Source organism: Lacinutrix sp., assembly GCF_037625555.1.
In the GTDB taxonomy this organism is placed as follows: domain Bacteria; phylum Bacteroidota; class Bacteroidia; order Flavobacteriales; family Flavobacteriaceae; genus Lacinutrix.
Window position 1 is genome coordinate 1 of the sequence record NZ_JASJHV010000067.1, and the last position, 22,623, is coordinate 22,623.

Consider the following 22,623-nt stretch of genomic DNA (forward strand, 5'->3'; position numbering starts at 1 on the left):
ATGTATGGATTTAAACCGTTACTATCTTTATAATAGGTTCCGTCTGGCAATTTTAAACAACTAGGTTTACCATCGGTTATCATAAAAATCTGTTTATTGGTATTTCTTTTTCGCCTTAGTAAATCCATTGCTAATTGCAATCCTGCAACTGTATTAGTATGGTATGGTCCTACGTTTAAATATGGTAAATCTTTTATTTTTATTGGCCAAGCGTCGTTTCCAAATACTAAAATATCTAAAGTATCTTTTGGATAACGCGTAGTTATAAGTTCTGCCAAAGCCATAGCCACTTTTTTGGCTGGCGTAATACGATCCTCGCCATACAGAATCATACTGTGGCTAATATCTATCATTAACACCGTACTCATTTGAGATTTATGAGTGGTTTCTTCAATAACTAAATCGTCTTCTGTAAGTCTAAAGTCACCAATACCATTATTTATTTGGGCATTACGTAAACTTTCAGTCATGGAAACTTTATCTAAACTATCACCAAATTGGTAGTTTCTATAATCTCCTGTATGCTCATCTCCTGTTCCAACGCCTTTACTTTTATGGTTACCACTTCCACTACGCTTAATGTTTCCAAATATTTGATCTAAAGCAGACTTTCGGATAGCGCGTTCTGTTTTAGCTGTAATTCCTGTTCCCATTTTTCCGTCTGGTTTTATTTCTTCTTTTATATAGCCTTTAGCTTTTAAATCTTCAATAAAATCTTCAATCGTGTATTCTGGTGTTGTAAGCTTGTATTCTTTATCGAGTTCTCGTAACCAATCAATAGCTTCATCAAAATCTCCAGATGTATGCGTAATTAATTCTTTAAAAATATCGAAAAGTATTACGAAAGTAGATTGGAAAGCTGCTTCGTATTGTTTAAATACAAAACCCTTTTTAATTCGTTTTTCTTTTTTCATTGTAGCATAAAAATACGATAATTTCAACTCAAAAGAAACGCCTTAACAGCTTTTTAAGATTTTGTTTCTTAAATTTATCCAAACTAATTTACCAAAAATGAAAAAACTACAACTATTACTCTTTTTAATGCTTTCAATTTCAGGGTTTTCACAAGAATTCTCTATGGATTTGGTTAAAAACATGAAACCTAGAAATATTGGCCCAGGTGGCATGTCTGGTCGTGTAACTGCTATAGATGCTGTACATAGCAATCCAGATATTATGTATGTAGGTACAGCTTCTGGTGGTTTATGGAAATCTACTTCTGGTGGTATAAAATGGGATCCTATTTTCGATAAAGAAGTAACGGCTTCGGTTGGTGCAGTTGCTATCCAGCAATCTAATCCTAGTGTTATTTGGGTTGGAACAGGAGAAGGAAATCCTAGAAATAGTTTAAATGGTGGTTATGGTATTTACAAATCTTTAGATGCTGGTAGGAGTTGGAAGTCTATGGGTTTAGAAAAAACACGTCATATTCATCGCATTGTAATAGACCCTATAAACCCAAATATCGTCTATGTAGCAGCCATTGGAAGTCCTTGGGGAGAACACAGTGAGCGTGGAGTTTATAAAACGATTGATGGTGGAAACACTTGGAGTAAAATTCTATTTGCAAATAACAAAACTGGAGCTGCAGATTTGGTTATGGATCCTTCTAACCCAAATAAATTAATTGCAACGCTATGGGAACACAAACGCGAACCATGGTTTTTTAATTCTGGTGGAAAAGGTTCTGGTTTACACATAACGCATGATGGTGGGAAAACTTGGAAAAAAATAACGGAAAAAGAAGGATTTCCAAAAGGTGAATTAGGCCGAATCGGTGTTGCCATTGCACCTAGTAAACCAAATATTGTGTATGTTTTAGTTGAAGCAAAAAAGAATGCACTCTATAAAAGTGAAGATGGTGGTTTTAGTTGGAAAAAAATAAATGATAAAAGCGATATTGGAAACAGACCATTTTATTATTCTGAAATATATGTTGATCCTCAAAATGAAAACAGAGTGTATTCTGTTTTTACGTATATAAATGTGAGTGAAGATGGCGGAAAAAACTTCAAACAATTAATGCCTGCTTATGGTGTTAGTAATGGTGTACATCCAGATCATCATGCTTGGTGGATTCATCCGGAAAACGGAAATTTCATGATTGATGGTAACGATGGCGGAATGAATATTACCAAAGATGGTGGAAAATCTTGGCGTTTTATTGGTAATATGCCTGTAGCACAATTTTACCATATAAATGTGGATAACGAATTCCCATATAATGTTTATGGAGGTATGCAAGACAATGGGTCTTGGCGAGGTCCTGCTTATGTTTTACGTGCACAAGGCATTAGAAATAGTTATTGGCAAGAAATAAGTTTTGGTGATGGTTTTGATGTTGTTCCTGATCGAGATGATTCAAGATATGGATGGACTATGAGTCAGCAAGGTTATGTAAGTAGATACGATTGGAAAACTGGAAATAATTATGGTGTACAACCTACACATCCAGATGCAGAAGTATTACTGCGTTTTAATTGGAATTCGGCAATAAACATAGACCCTTTTAGTAACAACACATTATATTTTGGAAGTCAGTTTGTTCATAAATCTAACAATAAAGGCGATACTTGGACTGTTATCTCTCCAGATTTAACAACTAACAATCCTGAAAAACAAAAACAAAGCGATAGTGGTGGTATTACTATAGATGCTACAGGAGCCGAAAACCATTGTACTATTTTAGTTATTGATCCGTCTCCTATTGAAAAAGATATGCTTTGGGTTGGTACAGACGATGGTCGTGTTCATATTACACAAAATGGTGGTAACACCTGGAACGATGTTAGTAAGGGTTTAAAAGGCTTGCCTGAAGGCAGCTGGATAGTACAAATAAAAGCAAGCAATAAAAATAAAGGCGAAGCACTCTTGGTTGCCAACGACTATAGACGTTTTAATTTTGAACCGTATGCTTATAGAACTAAAGACTATGGTAAATCTTGGGAACGCATTGTAGATGATAACGATGTTAAAAGTTATACCTTATGTATAATTGAAGATATAGAGGAGCCTAACCTCATGTTTTTAGGCACAGACGATGGATTATATATATCAACAAATGCAGGAGAAAAATGGACAAAGTGGACAGAAGGTTTCCCAACTGTTCCTGTAAAAGATTTAGTAATACAAGCCAGAGAACACGATTTAGTTATTGGTACTTTTGGTCGTGCTGCTTGGGTTTTAGACGATTTAAGACCACTGAGAGCCATTGCTAGAAACGAAATAACAAATAAAAAACTAGAATTATTTACACCTCCAACTGCCTATCAAGCAGCTTACCAACAAGCCTCTGGTAGTCGATTTGGTGGTGATGCTATGTATTCTGGAGACAATAGAAGTTCTGGCGCACGTTTTAAATATTTTGTAAAAGTTGAAAAGCCAGTAAAAAAAGAGGAGGAAAAGAAAGAAGATGTCAAAGAAGAAGATACAGCCTCAGAAGAAAGTGACCATGTAGTAAAGTGGGATTCTATTACTATGAAAATCTATGATAATGATAAACTTATTAGAACTATAAAACGCAAAACTCCTGACTCTATAGGTATTTATAATTGGCCTTGGTATATGCGAGAAAAAGGTGTGGACTATCCTTCAAAATCTTTAAGGGAAAGAAAAAATGAACCAAGTGGAGTTTCTGTTAAACCTGGAACATACATAGCGGTTTTACATTATGGCAATTTAACTTCGGAAGAATTAATTACTGTAAAAGAAGATCCAAGACTAGACGTTTCTAAGATGAATAAAGATCAGGTCTATTCAGCATTAAAAGAAATAGAAACCCTAAGACAGACTATGGCTGATGCTACAAAACAACTAGCGGAAAGCAAAAAAACTGCTGAAAAATATAAAAAAGACCTCAGCGCTTTAGATAAAAAGAAATATAAAGCTGAAATTAAAGCTTCAAAAAATATTACAAAAGAGGTCGATAGTTTATTTGTTATTTATTTTGGAAAAGTAGACAAAAGACAAGGTATTACAAGTAGTAATCTACCAACTGTAAATTCTAGAATTGTTAAAGCGAGTAGTTATATTCGTTCTAGACAAAATGGGATTACTAGTACTGAAAAAACACTTGTAAGACAAGCCAAAACAGCTCTAAAATATGCATTAGAACAAACAAATACTTTTTTTGCTGAAGAATGGAAAACCTATAAAGAAGTTATTGATAATTTAAATATTTCAGAATTTAAAGAGATAAAAGAATTTAAAATAGACTAGTTAATTTCTTGTAATAAACACTTTATAAGCTTAACTTTCTAAATTATGAAAAAAACCAAACACATTAAAAACATGAAAAAAATTGTATTATTCTCATTATTAACTGTTTTAGCATTTACAACAAGTTGTAAAAAAGATGCAAAAGATAAAGTTGAACCAATAACTGAAGCAGAAAAAGCTGTAAAAGTTAAATTTGCACTATCTCCAAAAAGCGGTAGCACCGTAAAAGGTAACGTTGTATTTACTGAAATAAATGGCAAAGTTGAAATGACAGCCATGTTGGAAGGCTTAAATGCTGGCGTACATGCCATTCACATTCATGAAACTGCAGATTGTTCTTCAGAGAATGGTAAATCTTCAGGTGGACACTGGAACCCAACTGGACAAACACATGGTAAATGGGGTAAAAAAGAAGGTTACCACAAAGGAGATATAGGCAATTTTGTAGCAGATGAAAAAGGCTACGGCGTTGTAACCAAATCTACAGACGAATGGTGTATTGGTTGTGGAGACGAGACTAAAGATATTTTAGGTAAAGCCATTATTGTTCACGAAGGTGTTGATGATTTCACTTCTCAACCTAGTGGTGCAGCAGGAAGCAGAATAAGCTGTGGAGGTATTATTGAATAAAGTCGAAGTCTAAAAAATATATGCAACTAGAAACATTAGTATCTAAATTTCAAGAAAAAGACGAACGCGCTTTTGAAACGCAATACAACATGGCGAAAAAGGACCAAACACATACATTTTCCCATCTCTTGGGATTGCTTGAATAACAAGATCCTCTAAAGCATCTCCATTGGTGTCGATGTTAAACTCTACAAATACGTTTTCTGCAAAGGAAGCAGAATCTGTGGCTATTGTACTTAATAAACCTTGAACATTTGCAACAAAAGCGATGTTGTCTGAGTCTTCGCCTTGGAAAGCGTAGAAATCTGTAATATCACTTGTTCCGCCTGAAACTGCTGGTGCATCAATGTGATCGGCCGCTACCATAAAGAAACCTGCAAATGCTAAAGCTGATGTTCCAAATAAAATTTTTAATTTTTTCATAATAAAGAGATTTTTGTTAATTAATTTTTTAGTTCTCAATTCTACATACGGAGTAATTACAAAGTCGGTTTTATTAAAATTATGTTAACACTAAAAACTAGCAACTAATTGACTTGAAAAAACTAACTTTGCCTCTTAAAGAAATAACACGTGAACCCTTCTTCCTCTGGCTGGATAAAAAAACTAATACAACTGTGTAACAAAGAGTTATCTAAAGAATTTACATCGCTTTCTGTACTATACAAAGCGCTTATTCCTTGTGGTTATATTTATGGAAGTAATACTAAAGTTTTAAAAGATTTAATTAAAAAAGGCGATTTATCTACTGAAGAAATCTGTAAAATAAATCATCTTATTACACTAATTGTTACACATAACAGTGTTAAAGACCCTAATGAATTTATAGAAAACACGGTTGATTTTTATAAAAAAATTAATGCACACAAGACTAATTTTTTATTAGATATTATAATTAAAAATGATGGTTACGATACGCTAGAAAAGATTATTCATAGAAGAATACAAATAGATGATAATCTAATAGACAAGAGCTTTAACTATTTTATTACCAATGCATTATTGTTTATAGATGTAATTGCCTACAAAAGTTTTTTAACTACAGGTACTATTACAGAAAACAGCATTATACAAGAAGAAAGTGCCATAGAGACCATAGTATTAACTACATTAAACTCTAAAAAAGATAAAACGAAATATGATAACAGTCTTATAGACTTATTCGAGCAATCTTTACGTTACCAACAAACTAATAAATTGTCTTACCCAGAAGCTATAAAGCTTTTAAAAACACCAATAGAGAAACAATATATTCTTGATCTTGCCTGCATGGCAACTTGGTCTGATAAGAAAATAGTTGGTAAGGAGCGTTTCTTTTTATTTCAATTAGGAATTGATTTAAATCTAAAAACTGAGGATGTTAAAAATGCTATGAATTCTATTTCTAGCTTACATACAACCCATAAACAAGATATTGTATTAGGTTCTAAAAATATTGTAAAGTCCTTTTACAATAATTCTAGTGCTATGGTAAAGAAACTAATTTCTAGAAATAGTAAAAGACTACAAAAAGAGTTGTCTCAAAGTAAAGAGTTAATGCTATTGCTTTCTAAATCTACTGTAAAAGATCTCTCTAAGGAAGAACAAAAAAAGGTGCAAGAGCAATTACTAGATATTTTTAAAGCCATACCAAGTTTAGCAATTTTCTTATTACCTGGTGGTGCTTTATTGTTACCATTAGTAATAAAGTTTATTCCAAAACTGTTACCATCTGCGTTCGATGATAATAGAATTGAAGAGTAAATTATAATTTTACTCTAACCAATTTTTAAAATCTTTTACACGTTCTCGAGCCAAAATTACATCTTGTTCTTTGTAGTTATTCAATTTTATTTGCAAACGATAATTGGTATAACTTACCATATCATTAATAGCTTAAATATTAACAAAGAACTTCCTGTTTATTCTAAAAAATTGCTCTGGTGCCAACTCAGAGTCTAAATTATCTAGAGTTGTATCTAATAAGTAGTTTCTACCTTGAGATGTGTGTAAATATGTACCCTTATTTTCACTATAAAAACATTCTATATCTTCTATATTAACCAATTTTAAATGCTGCCCAACCTTAACAGAAAATCGTTTTTTATACTCACGCTCTATAGGATTTACTAGTAATTTCTTAATCTCATTAAAATCTAATGTTACACTTTGTTTTTTTGGCATTCGAGAAGTGAGCTTAAAAATAAAATAATGATAAGTGCTAGTTTATACATAATTGATTGTTTTTTATTGTTGAGAAAAATATCTTGTAGAACAATGTGTTTATAAAAAACAATTAACCCAATTGTTGATTATTAACGCTGAACTGTAAACACCTTTTGTTTTTAATGTATTTTAGCTATAACTTAGTTACTTACATAATAGATATATAGTTAATAGTAACTAACTTAAGTGTTATTAAAAATATTATTAATTTACATGTAACATATCTTATATTTCTACTACTTATATAGTAACCTAACCAACAACATTGAATAAAGAACTTGAACATAGTTTTGTGGAATTACTGGAAAAACACCAGAACATCGTGCACAAAGTCTGTAGATTATATACCAATAACTACGATGCGCATAACGATTTGTTCCAGGAAATTACCATTCAGCTGTGGAGAGCGTACCCTAAATTTCGTGGTGACTCTAAATTTAGTACCTGGATGTATCGTGTTGGGTTAAACACAGCAATTACATTATACAGAAAGTCCAAACGAACCATAAACACCACACAATTTGACACAGTACAGTTTAAGATTAAAGCAGATGAGTATGATGATACAGAAGAACAGCAACTAAAGTTACTTTACAGTGCTGTACATGAATTAAATGATATTGAAAAAGCACTTGTTTTCTTGTATTTAGAAGACAAAAACTATAGAGAAATTAGTGAAACAATGGGTATTAGCGAAGTTAACGCTAGAGTGAAGATGAATAGATTGAAAACAAAGTTAAGAACCATTTTAAATCTGTAATTATGGATGAATTAGAATTATTAAAAAAGCATTGGCAAGCAGAAGTGCCAGAAGAAAAGCAATTAAAGTCTCAAGACCTTTATCCTATGATTTTAAAAAAATCGTCTTCAATTGTCAAGACTCTTTTTTATATAAGTATTGCAGAATTAGTTTTTTGGATTGCTATTACTTTTCTACCAAAACTCTCTTCGTCTTACAATGCTAAAGTAGCAAATAGCGAAATAAATCCTTTACTTTTAAACAGTTTAACTTTTTTAAGTTTTGCCATAATTATTTTATTTATTTACTTATTGTATAAAGCTTACAAAAATATATCTGTAACAGATAATGCTAAAAAATTAATGGAAAGCATTATAAATACTAGGAAAGTTATAAAATACTATGTTGGTTACAACTTAATTATGGCTTTTATTTCTATGGTACTTGGTTCTTATTATGTAACACAAACCGATCCTAAATTTGGAGAGTTAATGACTAAACTTGATACATGTGGAAAAATTGGTGTTGCCATAGCTATTCTAGTAATAAGCTTAATTTTTGTTGGAATTATATGGCTATTTTACAAGCTATTGTATGGTATATTAATGAAACGCTTAAACCGTAATTATAAAGAATTAAAAAAATTAGACGTCTAATATTATGAGAATTGAAGAGGCTATATTATTTCTAGAAGATTTTAAAACTAAGCACAAATCTAAGAAAGCATTAAGAAATTATGACAGCTTTTTAAGTGTACTTAATGATTTAAAAAACAGAAACTTATCTACCGAGGATTTATTGTCCATAGAAACAGAGTTATCGACATTAAAAATTAAAGAAAACACTCAAGATGTTAAAGTATTTGGTAAAAAACTAAGAATCTTTATTGCTTTTGTAAAAAAGAAACTCTCTTTAGTTACCGAAGGTCAATATATGGGAATTGGCTTAGCCTTATGTCTAAGTTTAGGCATGTCTCTTGGGATGACTTTTGGTAATGTATTTGGCAAAACTAACGGAATGATACTTGGTATGAATATAGGTATGGGAATAGGCATGGCAGCTGGAATAGCAATAGGCTCTTTTAAAGATGCCGAAGCTAAAAACAAAGGCCTTGTATTAAAAACCAAACCTTAACTATCTAACCACTTACGTTTTTTGTTAAGCTCTTCTTTAGCTTCTAATTCTTTTTGAGGAATTACTTTTAAAAATGAAGGATGTTGCTCTATTACGTATTCTATTTTCTCTACAATACTTGCTATAGATTCGTTTTCATAATCTATTTCTAAAGGCTGTTTAACCTCGAAAGATTGATACACGTTTTTCTTTTTAATATGTAATCCTTTTTTATCGAAACTACGTCTAAAACCATCTATAACTATAGGTACAACAATAGGTTTGTATTTTTTTACAATATGTGCTGTTCCTTTTCTAATAGGCTTAAAAGGTGTTGTTGTGCCTTGAGGAAATGTTACCACCCAACCATCATCTAAGGCAGTTCTAATCATAGAAATATCACTCATTTTAACCTGTCTGTTAATATCTTTACCTTTACTTCTCCAAGTACGTTCTATGCTTATAGAGCCTGTATAGGCAAATATTTTAGGCAATAAACCAGATTTCATAGTCTCTTTTGCGGCTACATAATACATGTTTAATTTTGGGTTCCATAGGTAACCAACATTTTTAATAGAGTCTCCTCTATTACTTAAACTAGCATTAAAAACATGAAACATCGAGAATACATCTGCAAAATAAGTTTGGTGATTAGAAATAAACAAAACGTTAGTCTCTGGTAAATTTTTTATAATTTCTGAACCTTCAATTTGTAGATTATTAAAACCATGAAAGCGTCTGTGAGACAATACGCCAAGGATTCTAATGAGCCACTTTTTTACAAATAATATATGTCCGAAGGGATTTCGTTTAAATAAACCCATAATTTTTTTAGTATTCTTTAACTTAACAAATGTAGTAAAATACAACTATTTAAAGCTAGCCTTTAACAAGTCTTTCACTTCACTTAGCATCATAGCTGTTGCTCCCCAAACTAAATGGTTATTTAAATTATAAGCTGGAACACTCACTTCTAGACCATTGGCCATTATAACCGTTTTTGTGGTAATTACAATATCGCTTAAAAAATTATCAAGATTTATTTCTAAAAACGCTTCTACTTCTGTATCCTGTTTTATAAAGTCTGGCGTTTTTTCTACTATACCAACAAAAGGTTTTACATAAAAGTTGCTAGGCGGAATATACATTTCGGTAAGTGCTTTTAAAACAGTAATCGTATTTTGCTTTACACCTATTTCTTCTTCTGTTTCTCTTAATGCTGCCTGCTCATTAGTTTCGCCTGCTTCAAGTTTTCCTCCAGGAAATCCTACTTGAGCAGAATGAACTCCTTTATAGGTTTTTCTTAAAATAAGAATAAGATAAGTTTCTCCTTTTGTATTAGGATAAAACAAAGCCATTACTGCGCTTTTTCTTGCCTTTTTTATACGTTCTGCTTGTAACTTTATTAAATTTGCTCTATGAGGAGGCGACATTTTAAACTGAGACGTTTCGGCTGGTAATGTTAAATTTTCTATTTTTACGATAGATTTTAAAAACGATTCAAATTTCATTTATGAGAGGACTACTTTTATTTTGTGTTTTACTATTATTTAACTGTGAAGATAAACAATCTAAGTCTAAAAAGACAGAAAAAATAGTGACTAAAACAGACACTATATTACCTGAACCTGAAGAGAAAGTAATAGAAATTGATAGTTCTAAATTAACTTTAGAAGAACGTTATCTTCCATTAAACGATGATAACGCAATGGAATTTTTTGGAGAGTATGGCGAAATATACAAAGAAAACAAAGTACGTATTTACACAAGGTTTGGAAATATAGATTTAGAACTCTTTAATAAAACAAAATACCATAGAGCAAATTTTATTTTTCTTACAAAAAACAAAATATTTGATGGCACACAGTTTCATCGTGTGGTTAAAGACTTTGTTATTCAGGGTGGAAATAGTGACAATATAGATATTTTAAGAAAACGTAAGAATATTGGTCGTTACCTATTACCTCCAGATGTTAGACATGGTTATAAGCACCGAAGAGGTATTATATCTATACCAAGTGGAGAAATAAGAAATGCCTATAAATTAGCATCACCTTTCGAGTTTTTTATTACTCAAAGCAACCAGTTTCATTTAGATGGAGAATACACTGCTTTTGGTCATGTTACCAGAGGTTTAGAGGTAGTTGATAAAATCACAGAACAAGAAGTAGATGGAGGCCATTGGCCAATAAACAATGTATATATTACCAAAATTGAGATTATAGATTAGTTGATTTATAACCTTTAAATTTTAATAATAAACAATCTTTAGAACTTTAGATTTATCTATTATCCGTTTATTATTTTTTATTATGTAAAATCTATTTGAGTTGGATTATTATTACTATCAAAAATATACTCGTATTCTAAATCTACTACTGCCTTTTTAATAAATAATTTTAGCATTGTTCTAACAAGTGCATTTGGTTTTGGGTGTTTATCTGTATAAACCATTTCGTAAGCAACACAACAATGAGCTAACATTTGCGAAACAGACATTTTTCCCTAATTTGGCTGAGAAGTAGAAGTTATATTATGTATTTTATTTCTTTTCGTTAGTATTTTCTTTATTGAATAGGTTTTTCATGATACTAAATTTATAATTAAGATACATATGCAATTTAGGCAAAGTATTGTTTGCTTACATATTTTGGGTGTAGAAATTATAATCTTTAATTACTGTATCTAAAAACACAATAGGCTGTTCTATAGGTTCTACAGCCATAACTTCTTTAACCTTAATGAAGAGTTTAAGTATTACATTATGGTTTCCTTTTCTTTTAGCATCATCATACAAATTCTTAATTGTTTGCATTTCTGGATCACTAAATAATGTTACTTGACTGTATGTTGGTATATAATCTGGAGCAATATCTCTAATAATGGTATCGTTAATAGTAATCTTACGTTTTTCAGATATTACAGTTGTTTGTGCTGCAATATCTCCAATACGTTGTCCATTGCCTCTCATTAAAATAACTAATGCTGCTAAACCTCCAGAGGTTAATACTACATCTATAATACGTAAAATCCAACGCACAAAATAGTTTGCAAAGCTTGGCTTAGAACCATCTAAACGTACTACTCTGGTTTTCATTATACTTTTACCAATGGTTTGTCCATTCCAAAACGTTTCTAATAAAACATAATATAAAAAGGCAGGTAAACTCACTAATAAATACACAGCCCAAGTGTCACCCATCTTTAAGTCTAAGAAGACTAAAAGCATAATTACTGCAAACAAATAGAAGTAAATAACTATTGTATCTATAACATAAGCCCACATTCTATCCATAATACTAGCAGCATTCTGAACAATGGCAACATTTTGAGCAGTTTCTATTTGAAATTCTTTCATATTTTCTTTTCTTTGAAAGCCTAATAAGATACTAGATGCGTGAAGCTGCTTTCGTGAAGCAAAATAAAGATAAATGGTTAACATTTGAAAGTGTTCTGTCAAATAATATGGCAATAACACCAGACGAGTTGTCTAGTCTCTATGTTGAAATTACAGATCATTTAAGCTACGCAAATACTTTTTACCCAAATAGTAACACAGAAGCGTATTTAAATGGCCTAGCTTCAAGCGCTCACCAAAAAATTTATAAAACTAAAAAAGAATCTAAAAACAGGTTAATTACTTTTTTTACACATGAATTTCCTTTAATGTTTCACCAACACCATCGTGAGCTATTGGTAGCCTTTCTTGCATTTACTTTGTTTGTTGTAATAGGAGCATTTTCTGCTGCCAACGAAGGTGATTTTGTACGTAGCTTTTTAGGAGATGGCTATTTAAACATGACTATAGAAAACATTGAAAAAGGAGACCCAATGGGTGTTTATAAAGAACAAGGTGAGTTTAATATGTTTTTAGGCATTACTCTAAATAATATTAAAGTTGCGCTATATGCATTTGGATATGGTTTTATGCTTGGCATAGGCTCTCTTTTTATAATGATGCAAAATGGCATAATGCTTGGCAGCTTCCAATATTTCTTTTATGAGCAAGGTTTACTTTGGGAATCTGTAAGAACAATATGGATTCATGGCACAATAGAAATATCTGTTATAATTATAGCTGGTTGTTCTGGTCTCGTGGTTGGAAACGGCATGCTTTTTCCTGGAACTTACACAAGACTAGAATCTTTTATAAAAAGTGTAAAAAATGGGCTTAAAATTTTAATTAGTACTATACCTTTCTTTATTATAGCTGGATTTTTAGAAGGTTTTGTTACTAGACATACAGAAATGCCAGATTGGTTAGCTATATTTATAATAACTGGCTCTTTAGCCTTAATTTTGTTTTACTATGTATATTACCCAATACACTTACATAAAAAAGAACAAGCTAGAAAAGCACAAGAAAATCAAGAATTAACAATCAAATAAAAAACTATCATGAAACAGTTTATACAATTTAAAAAACAACGTGAATTAGGCGAAATGCTGTCAGATGTTTTTACATTTTTACGTAATGAGTTTAAACTATTTTTTTCGTTAATATTAAAAATCACTTTACCATACTTAGTATTTTTCTTTATTGTTTTTGGTTTTTTAGGCTATACATTTGGAGATTTTACAGAGTTGTTAACTAATGGTGGAAACTCTCCATTTGAAGGTGAAGAAATGAGCGCATTAATAATTATTGTTTCCATTTTAGTGCTTTCTATCGCTGGAATTATGGTATATGCACTAGCATACTCTACAACACTACACTACATTAAATCTTACACAGAAAATAATGGAGCAGTAAATGCAGACGTAGTAAAAACCGAGGTAAAAGATACATTCTGGAGTTTTATAGGTTTAAGTATATTAAAAGGTATGGCTTTAGGTATTGGGCTTATGCTATGTGTAATTCCGGGAATTTACCTTATTGTTCCTATGTCTATTGTATTCTGTATCATGATATTCGAAAAGAAAAGCGTTATGGATGCCTTTAGTGACAGTTTTAAATTTGTAAAAGACGAATGGTGGATGACCTTTTTAGTAATATTTGTGGTTAGTCTTATTATTGGAGTTATTGGTGGTGTTTTAAGCCTTCCAACAACAATATACACTTACATTAAAATGGGTGTTTTTTCTGGTGAAATAGATCCTGGAGCGAATCCATTAAGCTATTTTAAAGATCCAATTTATATCTTTTTAAACCTTTTAAGCTACGCTTTTAAGTTCTTTTTAAACTTTGTAACAATCATAGTAACAATCTTTCTTTATTTTAATATTAACGAAAAGAAAAATTTTACAGGAACTTTTGAAAAAATAGATTCTCTAGGGAATACAGAGTAGTAACATGCATATATTAAGACTTCTTTTTCTTTTTTGCTTTGTTTGTAATATGGGTTTTTCTCAGGATAACACTATTACTGATGGTAATACAGCACCATATTATAAAAAACAAGACATTAGTAAAGAAGATATTAAAAACTATAATAACAAAGACGCCTTTAATTATGAAGAAAAAAAGGCGAGTGAAGATTCTCTTTGGGTAAAATTTAAGCGTTGGGTAATAAGTTTACTCATGCGCTTATTATCTTATTTCTTTGGAATGGAAGCTGCAACTGGCATTCTTTGGTTTATTATTAGAGTAGTTCCTTACATAATACTTGCCATATTAGTTTTTCTATTATTACGTGTATTCTTAAAAATGAATAGTAGAAACCTATTATATGGAGAGCAAAAAAAGTCCGAAATTTTATTTACAGACGAAGAACAAATCATTAAAAACGAAGACATTAAAGCATTAATTACAAACGCCGTAAAACAAAAAGATTATAGACTTGCTATAAGGTATTATTATTTACTTGCCATAAAAGAACTCTCGCAGCACAACATTATAGAATGGCAGCAACAAAAAACTAACGAAGATTATATTAATGAAATAAAGTCTAGCACATTACAAACACGATTTGAAAAAATAACAAGAATCTACGATTATGTTTGGTATGGTGAATTTAAAGTAGATGCCATAAAATTTGAAAGTTTAAAACTAGATTTTATTAATCTAAACAAACAAGTAAAACAATAATTTGGATAAAAAAGGAAAAATATATAGTGTGTTCACAGCTTTAGTAGTTGTGTTTATTGTTTTTTTAGAATATAATAAACCACAAAAACTAAACTGGTTTCCTAGTTATGCAAAACACCATAAAATACCTTATGGGTCTTATGTATTTTACGAACAGTTGGAGCGCACTTTTTCAAAAGATAATATTATAGATGTAGTGCGTCCGCCTTTTGAGTTTTTAACAAACGATACTGTTAATGGTACTTACTTCTTTTTAAATGGAAAAGTCTTGTTTGATGATGCAGAACTTGAAAAATTATTAGATTGGACAGCAAAAGGCAATACACTAGCAATTACAAGTGGAGATATTTCAGAAAAAATACTAGACACACTTAATCTCAAAACTTCTGTTATTAGCAATTTCAATAACTTTAATAATATTTTTAATTTAAAGCTCAAAAACAAAAACCTAGACAACAACAAGGTTTACAGGTTTAAAAAAGCAAATTTTCTTAGTCACTTTTCTATTATAGATTCTACAAAAACTAAAGTTATATCAACAGTTTCAAATGCATCAAAAAACGATTCTATTGTAAAAATGCAGTATGTAAACGCCATTAAACAAGATTTTGGTAAAGGCGAGATTATAATTAACTTATTTCCGCAGGCTTATACCAATTACTTTATTTTAAAAGACGAAAACAAAGATTTTACAGCAGGATTACTTTCTTATTTAAATCCAGAGCAACCAATCTATTTCGATAATTATTATAAATCTGGTAAAAAAGCAGCTATGTCTCCACTCTATGTATTTTTAAAAGCAAAAGAGTTGCGTTGGGCCTACTATATTATGCTAATTGGAGCTTTATTTTATATTATTTTCGATGGCAAACGTAAACAAAGGGCAATTCCTATTGTAAAACCATTAAGAAATCAAACTTTAGAATTTACGCGTACTATTGCAAATATGTATTATGAAAGTGGAAACCATACAGACATTACACAACATAAAATTCAGCATTTTTTAGAATACATTAGAACCAATTTACACTTAAACACAAATACAATAGACGATACTTTTATTAAAAATTTATCATCAAGAAGTAATAATACAGAAGAAGATACTAAAGCCCTCTTTAGAGATATAGATACGCTTTCTAACAGTACACAAATAACCAAAGAAGCATTAGAAAAGCTAAACGCTTCTATAGAAACTTATAAATCCAACAACACATGGAAAACCAAGATTTAGATTTTAATAACAGAATTCCTTTAGAAGATTTAAAAAATGCCGTTGCACAAATAAAGGCAGAGTTAGGCAAAGTAATTATTGGCCAACAAGAGTTTATAGAACTCTTAATTGTAGCACTTCTGGCAGATGGTCATGTTCTAATAGAAGGTGTTCCTGGTATTGCTAAAACTGTAACAGCCAAGTTATTTGCTAAGGTTTTAAAAACCAATTTTAACCGTATTCAATTTACACCAGATTTAATGCCTAGTGATGTCTTAGGAACATCGGTTTTAAATATGAAAACTTCTGAATTCGAGTTTCATAAAGGCCCTATTTTTTCTAACGTTGTTTTAATAGATGAAATTAATCGTGCTCCTGCAAAAACACAAGCCGCTTTATTTGAAACAATGGAAGAGCGCCAAGCAAGTATAGATGGTACAACTTATCCTTTTGAAGCTCCTTTTATGGTTTTAGCAACCCAAAACCCAATAGAGCAAGAAGGTACTTATGCTTTGCCAGAAGCACAGTTAGACCGTTTTATCTTTAAAATAAAAGTAGATTACCCAGGTGTTGAAGACGAAGTTAAAATTATACAAACACATCACGAGCGCAAAGGCGAAAAACCACAAACCTTAATCCAGCCAATTTTAAATGCAGAAGATTTGGCAGATTATAAAGCAAAAATACAGTCTATTTTAGTTGAAGAAAAAATAATTAGATACATCGCAGAATTGGTTTCTAAAACAAGAAATCATCCACACTTATATTTAGGTGGTTCGCCAAGAGCTTCTATTTCTATATTAAACACCTCTAAAGCATTTGCTGCCATTAGTGGTAGAGATTTTGTAATACCAGAAGATGTAAAGAAAGCACTTAAACCAATTTTAAATCATAGAATTATTCTAACTCCAGAGCGCGAGATGGAAGGCATGACAACAGAAAACGTTATTGAAATGATTGTACAATCTGTAGAAGTGCCTAGATAAAATAATGAAACTCATACGATCACTATACTTACACAATGGTTTTTATGTCTACTTGGCAAGTGCATCTGTATGCTTTTTACTTTCATATTGGATTCCAATATTATTTTCAATTGTATGGATTATTACTGTTGTAATAATAGTACTGTTTTTAATGGATTTACTGCTACTCTATCGCATTAAAGAGCCTGTTAAAGCTAGAAGATTACTACCTGTAAAATTCTCGAATAGTGATGAAAATCCAGTACCAATATCTATAACAAATAGTTATCCATTTAAAATAGAAATCTCCGTTATAGATGAGTTACCAGTACAGTTTCAAAAAAGAGATTTTAATTATATTGCTGCACTTCAGACAAACGAAATCCATGAGTTTAGTTATAAAGTAAGACCTGTAGAACGTGGAGAATATATATTTGGGTTTTTAAATATCTTTTGTTCTTCATCTTTAAAAATTGTAAAACGAAAATTTAAATTCCAAAATGAACAAATGGTGGCTGTTTACCCATCGTTTATACAAATGCAGAAATACGATTTTCTGGCAATGAGTAATAATTTAACCGAATTTGGTTTAAAGAAAATTCGTAAAATTGGAAATACATCAGAATTCGAGCAAATAAAAAACTATGTTCAAGGAGATGATTTTAGAACAGTAAACTGGAAAGCAACTGCTAAAACAGGACATTTAATGGTTAACCAGTTTCAAGACGAAAAATCGCAACCTATCTATTCTATTATAGATACTGGACGTGTAATGAAAATGCCTTTTAATGGGTTAAAACTTTTAGATTATGCTATTAATTCTACTTTAGCTTTTAGTAATGTTGCATTAAAAAAACATGATAAAGTTGGTATGCTTACGTTTTCTAAAACTGTTGATTCCTTTTTGCCAGCAATTCAAAAATTAACCTATTTAAATACAATTTTAGAACGCTTATATAATGTAGATACTAAGTTTACAGATAGTGATTATGGTATTTTATATGCACAGTTAAAGCGTAAAGTAACACATAGAAGTTTACTATTATTATACACAAATTTTGAGCACATAAGCGCTTTAAAAAGACAATTACCATACTTACAAGCCATTTCTACAAAACATTTATTAGTGGTCGTACTTTTTGAAAATACAGAATTAGATACTTTAATAAATGAGGATGCTGAAGATTTACAAGCCATTTACCACAAAACCATTGCCGAAAAATTCTCTTTCGAAAAACGTTTAATGGTTAAAGAACTTCAAAAATATGGTATCCAGAGTATTTTAACTGCTCCAGAGAAACTTACTGTAAATACCATAAACAAGTATCTTGAAATTAAAGCTAGAGGCTTATTATAATGTTTATAATTATATAATTTAACAACTGGTCTATAAAATTCTACAGTTGAGTAATTATATTTAGTAATCACTCTATAAATATTTGACATTTGATGTATAATTAATATTAAATCTCTATATCATGAAAACAATTGCACTTACTTTCGTTATTATTTTTTCTTCAATTTTATCTTTTGCACAAGAAAACAAAAGCATTACTGTTACTATAGATAATGTAAAAAACAACAAAGAAAAAGTAATACTTACGCTACACAACGAAAATACTTTTTTAGTTAAATCAAATGGTTTAAACAGTATTGAAACCGTTATTGAAAACAGAAAAATTAAAGCAACATTTAAAAATATCGCTCCAGGAACTTATGCTATTTTGGTGATGCACGACGTTAATGAAAACAAGGAAATGGATTTTGACACTAACAGAATGCCTCTAGAAGACTATGGCATGTCTAACAATCCATTAAGCTATGGACCACCTCAATATAAGTGAGGCAAAGTTTGATTTAAAAAATGAAAACTTAGAACTAAACATAAGGTTTTAACCAACTCAATTATATAATAAAAATGGCGACCAATTGGTCGCTATTTTTATTTGTAAAAGCTAGTATCTTATTTACTATCTCATAACCAAGCATTCATCATCCAAACTGTTTTTTCTTGTTCGGTAATAAAGTCACTCATCATAGAATTTGTACCTTCATCGTTTGCATCTCCTGCTTTGTCTAGTATCTGTCTTTCTAAAATTAACAATTCGGTTAAAGAGCTTACTATTAGTTTTACTGCATCTACATCTTTAAACACGTTTTTACCTACTGGTACTTTTGTTGTTTTAATGTAATCGCTAAAAGTATGTAATGGTGTTTCTCCTAAAGTTAAAATACGCTCCGCAATTTCATCAACTTTTATATTTACATCTGTATAAAGCTCTTCAAACTTAACGTGTAAACCAAAAAAATTATTTCCTTTAATATTCCAATGTATTCCTCTTAAATTTTGATAATAAGTTTGAAAACTTGCTAATAGAAGTTTAAATCTTCTGCTATTTCTTTTGTATCCTTTGCATTTAATCCTAAGCTATTTAATATCATAATCTTGTATGTGTTTTTAATAATTTATTTTAAAACCAAATTTAATTTAAAATAAACATAAATTACTATAAGTTTTATTGATAGATTTTATATTTTTATAGTTTAAAACTATATAAATGACAATCACTCAACTATCATACGTTCTAGCTGTTGCAGAGCAACAAAACTTTACAAAAGCAGCAGAAAAGTGTTTTGTAACACAACCAACTTTAAGTATGCAAATACAAAAGTTAGAAGACCAATTAGATATTTTAATATTCGATAGAAGTAAAAAACCTATAGAGTTAACAGAAGTTGGCAAGAAAATAGTAAATCAAGCAAGAAATATTGTAAACGAATCTAATAGAATACAGGATATTGTAGATCAACAAAAAGGTTTTATAGGAGGTGAATTTAAACTAGGTATTATTCCAACAGTTATGCCTACACTTTTACCAATGTTTCTCAAGAATTTTATTAAAAAATATCCTAAAGTGAAACTTAAAATTGAAGAACTCACTACTGAAGAAATAATTACTAGAATAAACGATGGACATTTAGATGCTGCAATTGCAGCGACACCACTAGAGAACGATTCTATAAAAGAACGCGTGCTTTATTTTGAACCATTTATGGCTTACATACCACAAAACCATAGATTAAATGGTAAAAAAACTATTTCTACAGAAGATTTAGACATCGAAGACATGCTTTTACTTGAAGATGGACATTGTTTTAGAGATGGTGTTATTAATTTATGTCGTGCTTTTAAAGACCAAAACGAAGACAATTTTCAATTAGAAAGTGGTAGTATAGAAACTTTAATAAAACTTTCTAACGAAGGTCTAGGCATGACCTTGTTACCTTATCTACATACATTAGATATTAATAAAAAAACTAGAATTAATTTAAAGGAATTTAATGCACCATCACCTGCTCGAGAGGTGAGTATTATTTACCATAAAAGCGAGTTGAAAATGCAAATAATTGAAGCTTTACAAGATGTTATTGCTAGTATTATTAGAGGTGCCATAGCATTTCAAAATGTACAAATAATAAGTCCGTTGCCTAAATAGTAATTTGTTTAAAAAACTAAAAAAGCGACTCAAAAGTCGCTTCTTTTATGCTTTTAAGTAGATTAAACATTGGCTTAAGTCTGGATTTTCATTGACTAAAGATTTTATATAAATCTTAAGTTCCTCAATTTCGTAAGGTAAAAGTCTTTGAATTGCTTTTTGTACCTCTTTACAAAACAAATTTGCATCAAAACTAACTTTATTGAGTATTGTTTTGGTGTACTCGAACATTGCTCTTGCCATAATTAATTGATTTAGTTAAATAAGAGTAGATTTTAGGTATAGGCTATTAGTTTTTAAATTTTTTTAAATTTAGTGAAAAAATCAATTGCTTTACTTGCTTAAACAAAACTTTAACACATAAATAAAGCCTAACATTTATTGTTAGGCTTTAAAAAGTAATTTAATTATAATTATTTGACTATAATTTTATGAGTAGAAACTTAATTCCCGTTAGACATTCTAACAACATATATACCTGAAGCTACACCTTTAATGTCTAATGTGTTTAACATAGAGTTTAACTCTCCTTTTTTAACAAAACCACCAATTACATTATAAATAACGTAATCTAAATTAGAACTGTTAGATGATAATTTGATATTTAACTCTTGATTCGCTGGGTTAGGATAAATTACTGGCTTTTCAGTATCACTAATCTCTACCTCATCAACTCCTAATGTATTATTATCTATACTAATTTCCCAAAGACCACGACCATAAGTTCCTGCAACTAATTTATCTACAGTGTAATTAATTTCAATATCATTGATAGTTACATTTGGGAAATTTTGACCCAGTTTTTCCCAATTTGCAGCACCTACTTTAAAATAGACGCCAAGTTCTGTACCTGCGAAAAGGATTTCATTTGCACCTTGATTTTGCTTAAACACGACTTGCTAAAACGCAACCTACTAAATGGTAAGGATTGTATGTAAACAGTTCCTGGCCCTTGTAATTTTGCAAAAAAATTCCTTCTCCTCCAAAAATGGTGTTTTTAATACCACCTACAAATTCAATATCATAATTTATTGTTTGAGTAAAACCTATTATATAACCTGTATCTACTCTTAAAAGTTTTTCCTGCTTTTAGTATTTTCTTAGCAGTAGTTCCTCCTGCATGAACAAAAGCCATACCATCGCATTCTAACTTTTGCATAATAAAGCCTTCGCCACCAAAAAGTACTCTACCTAACTTTTTACTAAACTCTACTCCTACACTCACGCCTTTCGCTGCAAATAAAAATGCGTCTTTTTGGAAAATAAACTTACTATTGAATTCGGTTAAATTTATAGGTATAATTTTTCCTGGATATGGTGATGCAAAAGAAATATTACGTTTTCCTGATAAATAATTATAGAAAGCGGTCATAAATAAGCTTTCACCTGTTAGAATTCTTTTTACTGCTCCAAGAATCTTACCCAAAAAACCTTCGTCTATTTAGAACCATCTCCAAAAATGGTTTCCATTTTAATGCCATCGTCCATCATCATAAAACTTCCAGCTTCAGCTAACACACCTTCTTGAGGATCGAGTTCTATTTCTACATATTGCATTTCTTCTCCGTAAATTCTGTAATCGATTTCGTGTGCTGTCATTGTTTTTGTTTTTTGGTCATATAGTTATATATAGATTATAACAATAAAATATTATACTATTTATTTTTAACCCTTACAGACCATTCAAAATTAAATTTAGATACTACTATTCCATCTTCATTAGTACCTATAGATTGCATCCAAAAAGCCTGACCTTCTCCTGTTGCAATAGATTTAGTTAATGCTTCTTCTATTAAATGTCCATCTACACAAGCAAACGTAATACGTCCAGTTGCCTTTTTAGTAAAACTTGCATTATTATTAGTAACTAACATTGAAACATTTTTACCGCTTTGCTTAATTTTCATAAGCACTAAAGCGCCTGTAGAAAGTTCTGCAGACATAACTTGTAATGCCCAAAACATATATTTAAATGGATTCTTATTAATAAAACGGTGATTCACTTTAACTGTACAAGA

The 22,623-nt window shown here is 30.5% G+C and carries 23 protein-coding genes and 4 pseudogenes; 15 read left to right on the plus strand and 12 right to left on the minus strand.

The window, feature by feature from the left end; translation table 11 throughout:
* Window positions 1-914, minus strand: a 914-nt coding sequence (locus QNK89_RS05380; protein ID WP_340170008.1) for a VWA domain-containing protein, incomplete at its 3' end; no start/stop codon positions are given.
* A 97-nt stretch (window positions 915-1,011) separates the two neighbouring features.
* Between QNK89_RS05380 and QNK89_RS05385 the strand changes: the two genes are divergently transcribed.
* Both QNK89_RS05385 and QNK89_RS05390 read left to right on the plus strand, forming a co-directional pair.
* Window positions 1,012-4,218, plus strand: a complete 3,207-nt coding sequence (locus QNK89_RS05385) for a hypothetical protein (protein WP_340170009.1) — start codon at window positions 1,012-1,014, stop codon at window positions 4,216-4,218.
* Between the two features lie 72 nt (window positions 4,219-4,290).
* Window positions 4,291-4,848: a superoxide dismutase family protein gene (locus QNK89_RS05390; RefSeq protein WP_340170030.1), complete on the plus strand. Its 558-nt coding sequence runs from the start codon at window positions 4,291-4,293 to the stop codon at window positions 4,846-4,848.
* A gap of 90 nt (window positions 4,849-4,938) precedes the next feature.
* On the opposite strand, the pseudogene QNK89_RS05395 reads toward QNK89_RS05390, so the two are convergent.
* Window positions 4,939-5,271 (minus strand): annotated as a pseudogene (locus QNK89_RS05395) (DUF4331 family protein); the annotation flags it as partial.
* Between the two features lie 150 nt (window positions 5,272-5,421).
* Between QNK89_RS05395 and QNK89_RS05400 the strand changes: the two are divergent.
* Entirely contained in the window at window positions 5,422-6,591 is a 1,170-nt protein-coding gene (locus tag QNK89_RS05400) for an LETM1-related biofilm-associated protein (protein WP_340170010.1), read from the plus strand.
* Window positions 6,592-6,600: 9 nt separating this feature from the next.
* Here QNK89_RS05400 and QNK89_RS05405 read toward each other — a convergent pair.
* A pseudogene (locus QNK89_RS05405) lies at window positions 6,601-7,008 on the minus strand (LytTR family DNA-binding domain-containing protein); the annotation flags it as partial.
* A gap of 310 nt (window positions 7,009-7,318) precedes the next feature.
* Here QNK89_RS05405 and QNK89_RS05410 point away from each other — a divergent pair.
* From QNK89_RS05410 to QNK89_RS05420, 3 genes are read left to right on the plus strand one after another with little or no spacing between them, the layout of a single operon-like run.
* The gene (locus QNK89_RS05410; RefSeq protein ID WP_340170011.1) at window positions 7,319-7,813 is read left to right on the plus strand and encodes a sigma-70 family RNA polymerase sigma factor; all 495 of its coding nucleotides are present in this window, start codon (window positions 7,319-7,321) and stop codon (window positions 7,811-7,813) included.
* A 2-nt stretch (window positions 7,814-7,815) separates the two neighbouring features.
* Window positions 7,816-8,448 carry a hypothetical protein gene (locus tag QNK89_RS05415; RefSeq protein ID WP_340170012.1) on the plus strand — a complete coding sequence of 211 codons (633 nt, stop codon included), beginning with the start codon at window positions 7,816-7,818 and terminating at the stop codon, window positions 8,446-8,448.
* 4 nt (window positions 8,449-8,452) lie between these two features.
* Window positions 8,453-8,926 (plus strand): hypothetical protein, encoded by a 474-nt coding sequence (locus tag QNK89_RS05420; RefSeq protein ID WP_340170013.1) that lies wholly within the window; start codon window positions 8,453-8,455, stop codon window positions 8,924-8,926.
* Here QNK89_RS05420 and QNK89_RS05425 read toward each other — a convergent pair.
* Window positions 8,923-9,729, minus strand: coding sequence for a lysophospholipid acyltransferase family protein (locus QNK89_RS05425; protein ID WP_340170014.1), 807 nt, complete (start codon window positions 9,727-9,729; stop codon window positions 8,923-8,925). The two genes, QNK89_RS05420 and QNK89_RS05425, sit on opposite strands and share 4 nt — an antisense overlap.
* A 45-nt stretch (window positions 9,730-9,774) precedes the next feature.
* Window positions 9,775-10,416, minus strand: a complete 642-nt coding sequence (locus QNK89_RS05430; RefSeq protein WP_340170015.1) for a CoA pyrophosphatase — start codon at window positions 10,414-10,416, stop codon at window positions 9,775-9,777.
* A gap of 2 nt (window positions 10,417-10,418) precedes the next feature.
* On the opposite strand from QNK89_RS05430, the gene QNK89_RS05435 reads away from it, so the two are divergent.
* Entirely contained in the window at window positions 10,419-11,135 is a 717-nt protein-coding gene (locus QNK89_RS05435; RefSeq protein WP_340170016.1) for a peptidylprolyl isomerase, read from the plus strand.
* An 80-nt stretch (window positions 11,136-11,215) separates the two neighbouring features.
* Here QNK89_RS05435 and QNK89_RS05440 read toward each other — a convergent pair whose 3' ends face one another.
* Together QNK89_RS05440 and QNK89_RS05445 are read right to left on the minus strand one after the other, a co-directional pair.
* On the minus strand, window positions 11,216-11,389 hold the full coding sequence (locus QNK89_RS05440; RefSeq protein ID WP_340170017.1) for a hypothetical protein: 174 nt from the start codon (window positions 11,387-11,389) through the stop codon (window positions 11,216-11,218).
* A gap of 157 nt (window positions 11,390-11,546) precedes the next feature.
* Window positions 11,547-12,263, minus strand: a complete 717-nt coding sequence (locus tag QNK89_RS05445; protein WP_340170018.1) for an RDD family protein — start codon at window positions 12,261-12,263, stop codon at window positions 11,547-11,549.
* A gap of 35 nt (window positions 12,264-12,298) precedes the next feature.
* Between QNK89_RS05445 and QNK89_RS05450 the strand changes: the two genes are divergently transcribed.
* The 7 genes from QNK89_RS05450 to QNK89_RS05480 all read left to right on the plus strand — a co-directional run bounded on the left by QNK89_RS05450 (window position 12,299) and on the right by QNK89_RS05480 (window position 18,952).
* Window positions 12,299-13,294, plus strand: a complete 996-nt coding sequence (locus QNK89_RS05450) for a stage II sporulation protein M (RefSeq protein WP_340170019.1) — start codon at window positions 12,299-12,301, stop codon at window positions 13,292-13,294.
* Window positions 13,295-13,303: 9 nt separating this feature from the next.
* Window positions 13,304-14,194 (plus strand): hypothetical protein, encoded by an 891-nt coding sequence (locus QNK89_RS05455; RefSeq protein ID WP_340170020.1) that lies wholly within the window; start codon window positions 13,304-13,306, stop codon window positions 14,192-14,194.
* A gap of 49 nt (window positions 14,195-14,243) precedes the next feature.
* Window positions 14,244-14,933, plus strand: coding sequence for a DUF4129 domain-containing protein (locus tag QNK89_RS05460; RefSeq protein WP_340170021.1), 690 nt, complete (start codon window positions 14,244-14,246; stop codon window positions 14,931-14,933).
* Window position 14,934: 1 nt separating this feature from the next.
* Window positions 14,935-16,164 carry a DUF4350 domain-containing protein gene (locus tag QNK89_RS05465; protein ID WP_340170022.1) on the plus strand — a complete coding sequence of 410 codons (1,230 nt, stop codon included), beginning with the start codon at window positions 14,935-14,937 and terminating at the stop codon, window positions 16,162-16,164.
* Window positions 16,146-17,129 (plus strand): MoxR family ATPase, encoded by a 984-nt coding sequence (locus tag QNK89_RS05470; protein WP_340170023.1) that lies wholly within the window; start codon window positions 16,146-16,148, stop codon window positions 17,127-17,129. The genes QNK89_RS05465 and QNK89_RS05470 overlap by 19 nt, the downstream gene beginning before the upstream one ends.
* A 4-nt stretch (window positions 17,130-17,133) precedes the next feature.
* The gene (locus QNK89_RS05475; protein WP_340170024.1) at window positions 17,134-18,465 is read left to right on the plus strand and encodes a DUF58 domain-containing protein; all 1,332 of its coding nucleotides are present in this window, start codon (window positions 17,134-17,136) and stop codon (window positions 18,463-18,465) included.
* 121 nt (window positions 18,466-18,586) lie between these two features.
* Window positions 18,587-18,952, plus strand: coding sequence for a DUF2141 domain-containing protein (locus QNK89_RS05480; RefSeq protein WP_340170025.1), 366 nt, complete (start codon window positions 18,587-18,589; stop codon window positions 18,950-18,952).
* 131 nt (window positions 18,953-19,083) lie between these two features.
* On the opposite strand, the pseudogene QNK89_RS05485 reads toward QNK89_RS05480, so the two are convergent.
* Window positions 19,084-19,550: pseudogene (locus tag QNK89_RS05485) on the minus strand (Dps family protein).
* A gap of 116 nt (window positions 19,551-19,666) precedes the next feature.
* Here QNK89_RS05485 and QNK89_RS05490 point away from each other — a divergent pair.
* Entirely contained in the window at window positions 19,667-20,605 is a 939-nt protein-coding gene (locus QNK89_RS05490; protein WP_340170026.1) for a hydrogen peroxide-inducible genes activator, read from the plus strand.
* A gap of 45 nt (window positions 20,606-20,650) precedes the next feature.
* Here QNK89_RS05490 and QNK89_RS05495 read toward each other — a convergent pair whose 3' ends face one another.
* From QNK89_RS05495 to QNK89_RS05510, 4 genes and pseudogenes are all read right to left on the minus strand, one after another.
* A complete protein-coding gene (locus QNK89_RS05495) occupies window positions 20,651-20,848 on the minus strand; it encodes a hypothetical protein (RefSeq protein WP_340170027.1) in 198 nt (65 codons plus the stop codon).
* 200 nt (window positions 20,849-21,048) lie between these two features.
* Complete coding sequence (locus QNK89_RS05500) at window positions 21,049-21,498, minus strand: T9SS type A sorting domain-containing protein (RefSeq protein WP_340170028.1); 450 nt, start codon at window positions 21,496-21,498, stop codon at window positions 21,049-21,051.
* 14 nt (window positions 21,499-21,512) lie between these two features.
* Window positions 21,513-22,204: pseudogene (locus QNK89_RS05505) on the minus strand (TIGR00266 family protein); the annotation flags it as partial.
* A gap of 56 nt (window positions 22,205-22,260) precedes the next feature.
* The coding region (locus QNK89_RS05510; protein ID WP_340170029.1) for a thioesterase at window positions 22,261-22,623 on the minus strand (363 nt) is incomplete at its 5' end.

Excerpts from the sequence above, each read along its gene's own strand:
- QNK89_RS05385 (WP_340170009.1), top strand. The coding sequence starts at position 1,012 with ATGAAAAAACTACAACTATTACTCTTTTTAATGCTTTCAATTTCAGGG.
- QNK89_RS05390 (WP_340170030.1), top strand. The coding sequence starts at position 4,291 with ATGAAAAAAATTGTATTATTCTCATTATTAACTGTTTTAGCATTTACA.
- QNK89_RS05415 (WP_340170012.1), top strand. The coding sequence starts at position 7,816 with ATGGATGAATTAGAATTATTAAAAAAGCATTGGCAAGCAGAAGTGCCA.
- QNK89_RS05420 (WP_340170013.1), top strand. The coding sequence starts at position 8,453 with ATGAGAATTGAAGAGGCTATATTATTTCTAGAAGATTTTAAAACTAAG.
- QNK89_RS05425 (WP_340170014.1), bottom strand. The coding sequence starts at position 9,729 with ATGGGTTTATTTAAACGAAATCCCTTCGGACATATATTATTTGTAAAA.
- QNK89_RS05430 (WP_340170015.1), bottom strand. The coding sequence starts at position 10,416 with ATGAAATTTGAATCGTTTTTAAAATCTATCGTAAAAATAGAAAATTTA.
- QNK89_RS05435 (WP_340170016.1), top strand. The coding sequence starts at position 10,419 with ATGAGAGGACTACTTTTATTTTGTGTTTTACTATTATTTAACTGTGAA.
- QNK89_RS05440 (WP_340170017.1), bottom strand. The coding sequence starts at position 11,389 with ATGTTAGCTCATTGTTGTGTTGCTTACGAAATGGTTTATACAGATAAA.
- QNK89_RS05445 (WP_340170018.1), bottom strand. The coding sequence starts at position 12,263 with ATGAAAGAATTTCAAATAGAAACTGCTCAAAATGTTGCCATTGTTCAG.
- QNK89_RS05450 (WP_340170019.1), top strand. The coding sequence starts at position 12,299 with ATGCGTGAAGCTGCTTTCGTGAAGCAAAATAAAGATAAATGGTTAACA.
- QNK89_RS05455 (WP_340170020.1), top strand. The coding sequence starts at position 13,304 with ATGAAACAGTTTATACAATTTAAAAAACAACGTGAATTAGGCGAAATG.
- QNK89_RS05460 (WP_340170021.1), top strand. The coding sequence starts at position 14,244 with ATGGGTTTTTCTCAGGATAACACTATTACTGATGGTAATACAGCACCA.
- QNK89_RS05470 (WP_340170023.1), top strand. The coding sequence starts at position 16,146 with ATGGAAAACCAAGATTTAGATTTTAATAACAGAATTCCTTTAGAAGAT.
- QNK89_RS05475 (WP_340170024.1), top strand. The coding sequence starts at position 17,134 with ATGAAACTCATACGATCACTATACTTACACAATGGTTTTTATGTCTAC.
- QNK89_RS05480 (WP_340170025.1), top strand. The coding sequence starts at position 18,587 with ATGAAAACAATTGCACTTACTTTCGTTATTATTTTTTCTTCAATTTTA.
- QNK89_RS05490 (WP_340170026.1), top strand. The coding sequence starts at position 19,667 with ATGACAATCACTCAACTATCATACGTTCTAGCTGTTGCAGAGCAACAA.
- QNK89_RS05495 (WP_340170027.1), bottom strand. The coding sequence starts at position 20,848 with ATGGCAAGAGCAATGTTCGAGTACACCAAAACAATACTCAATAAAGTT.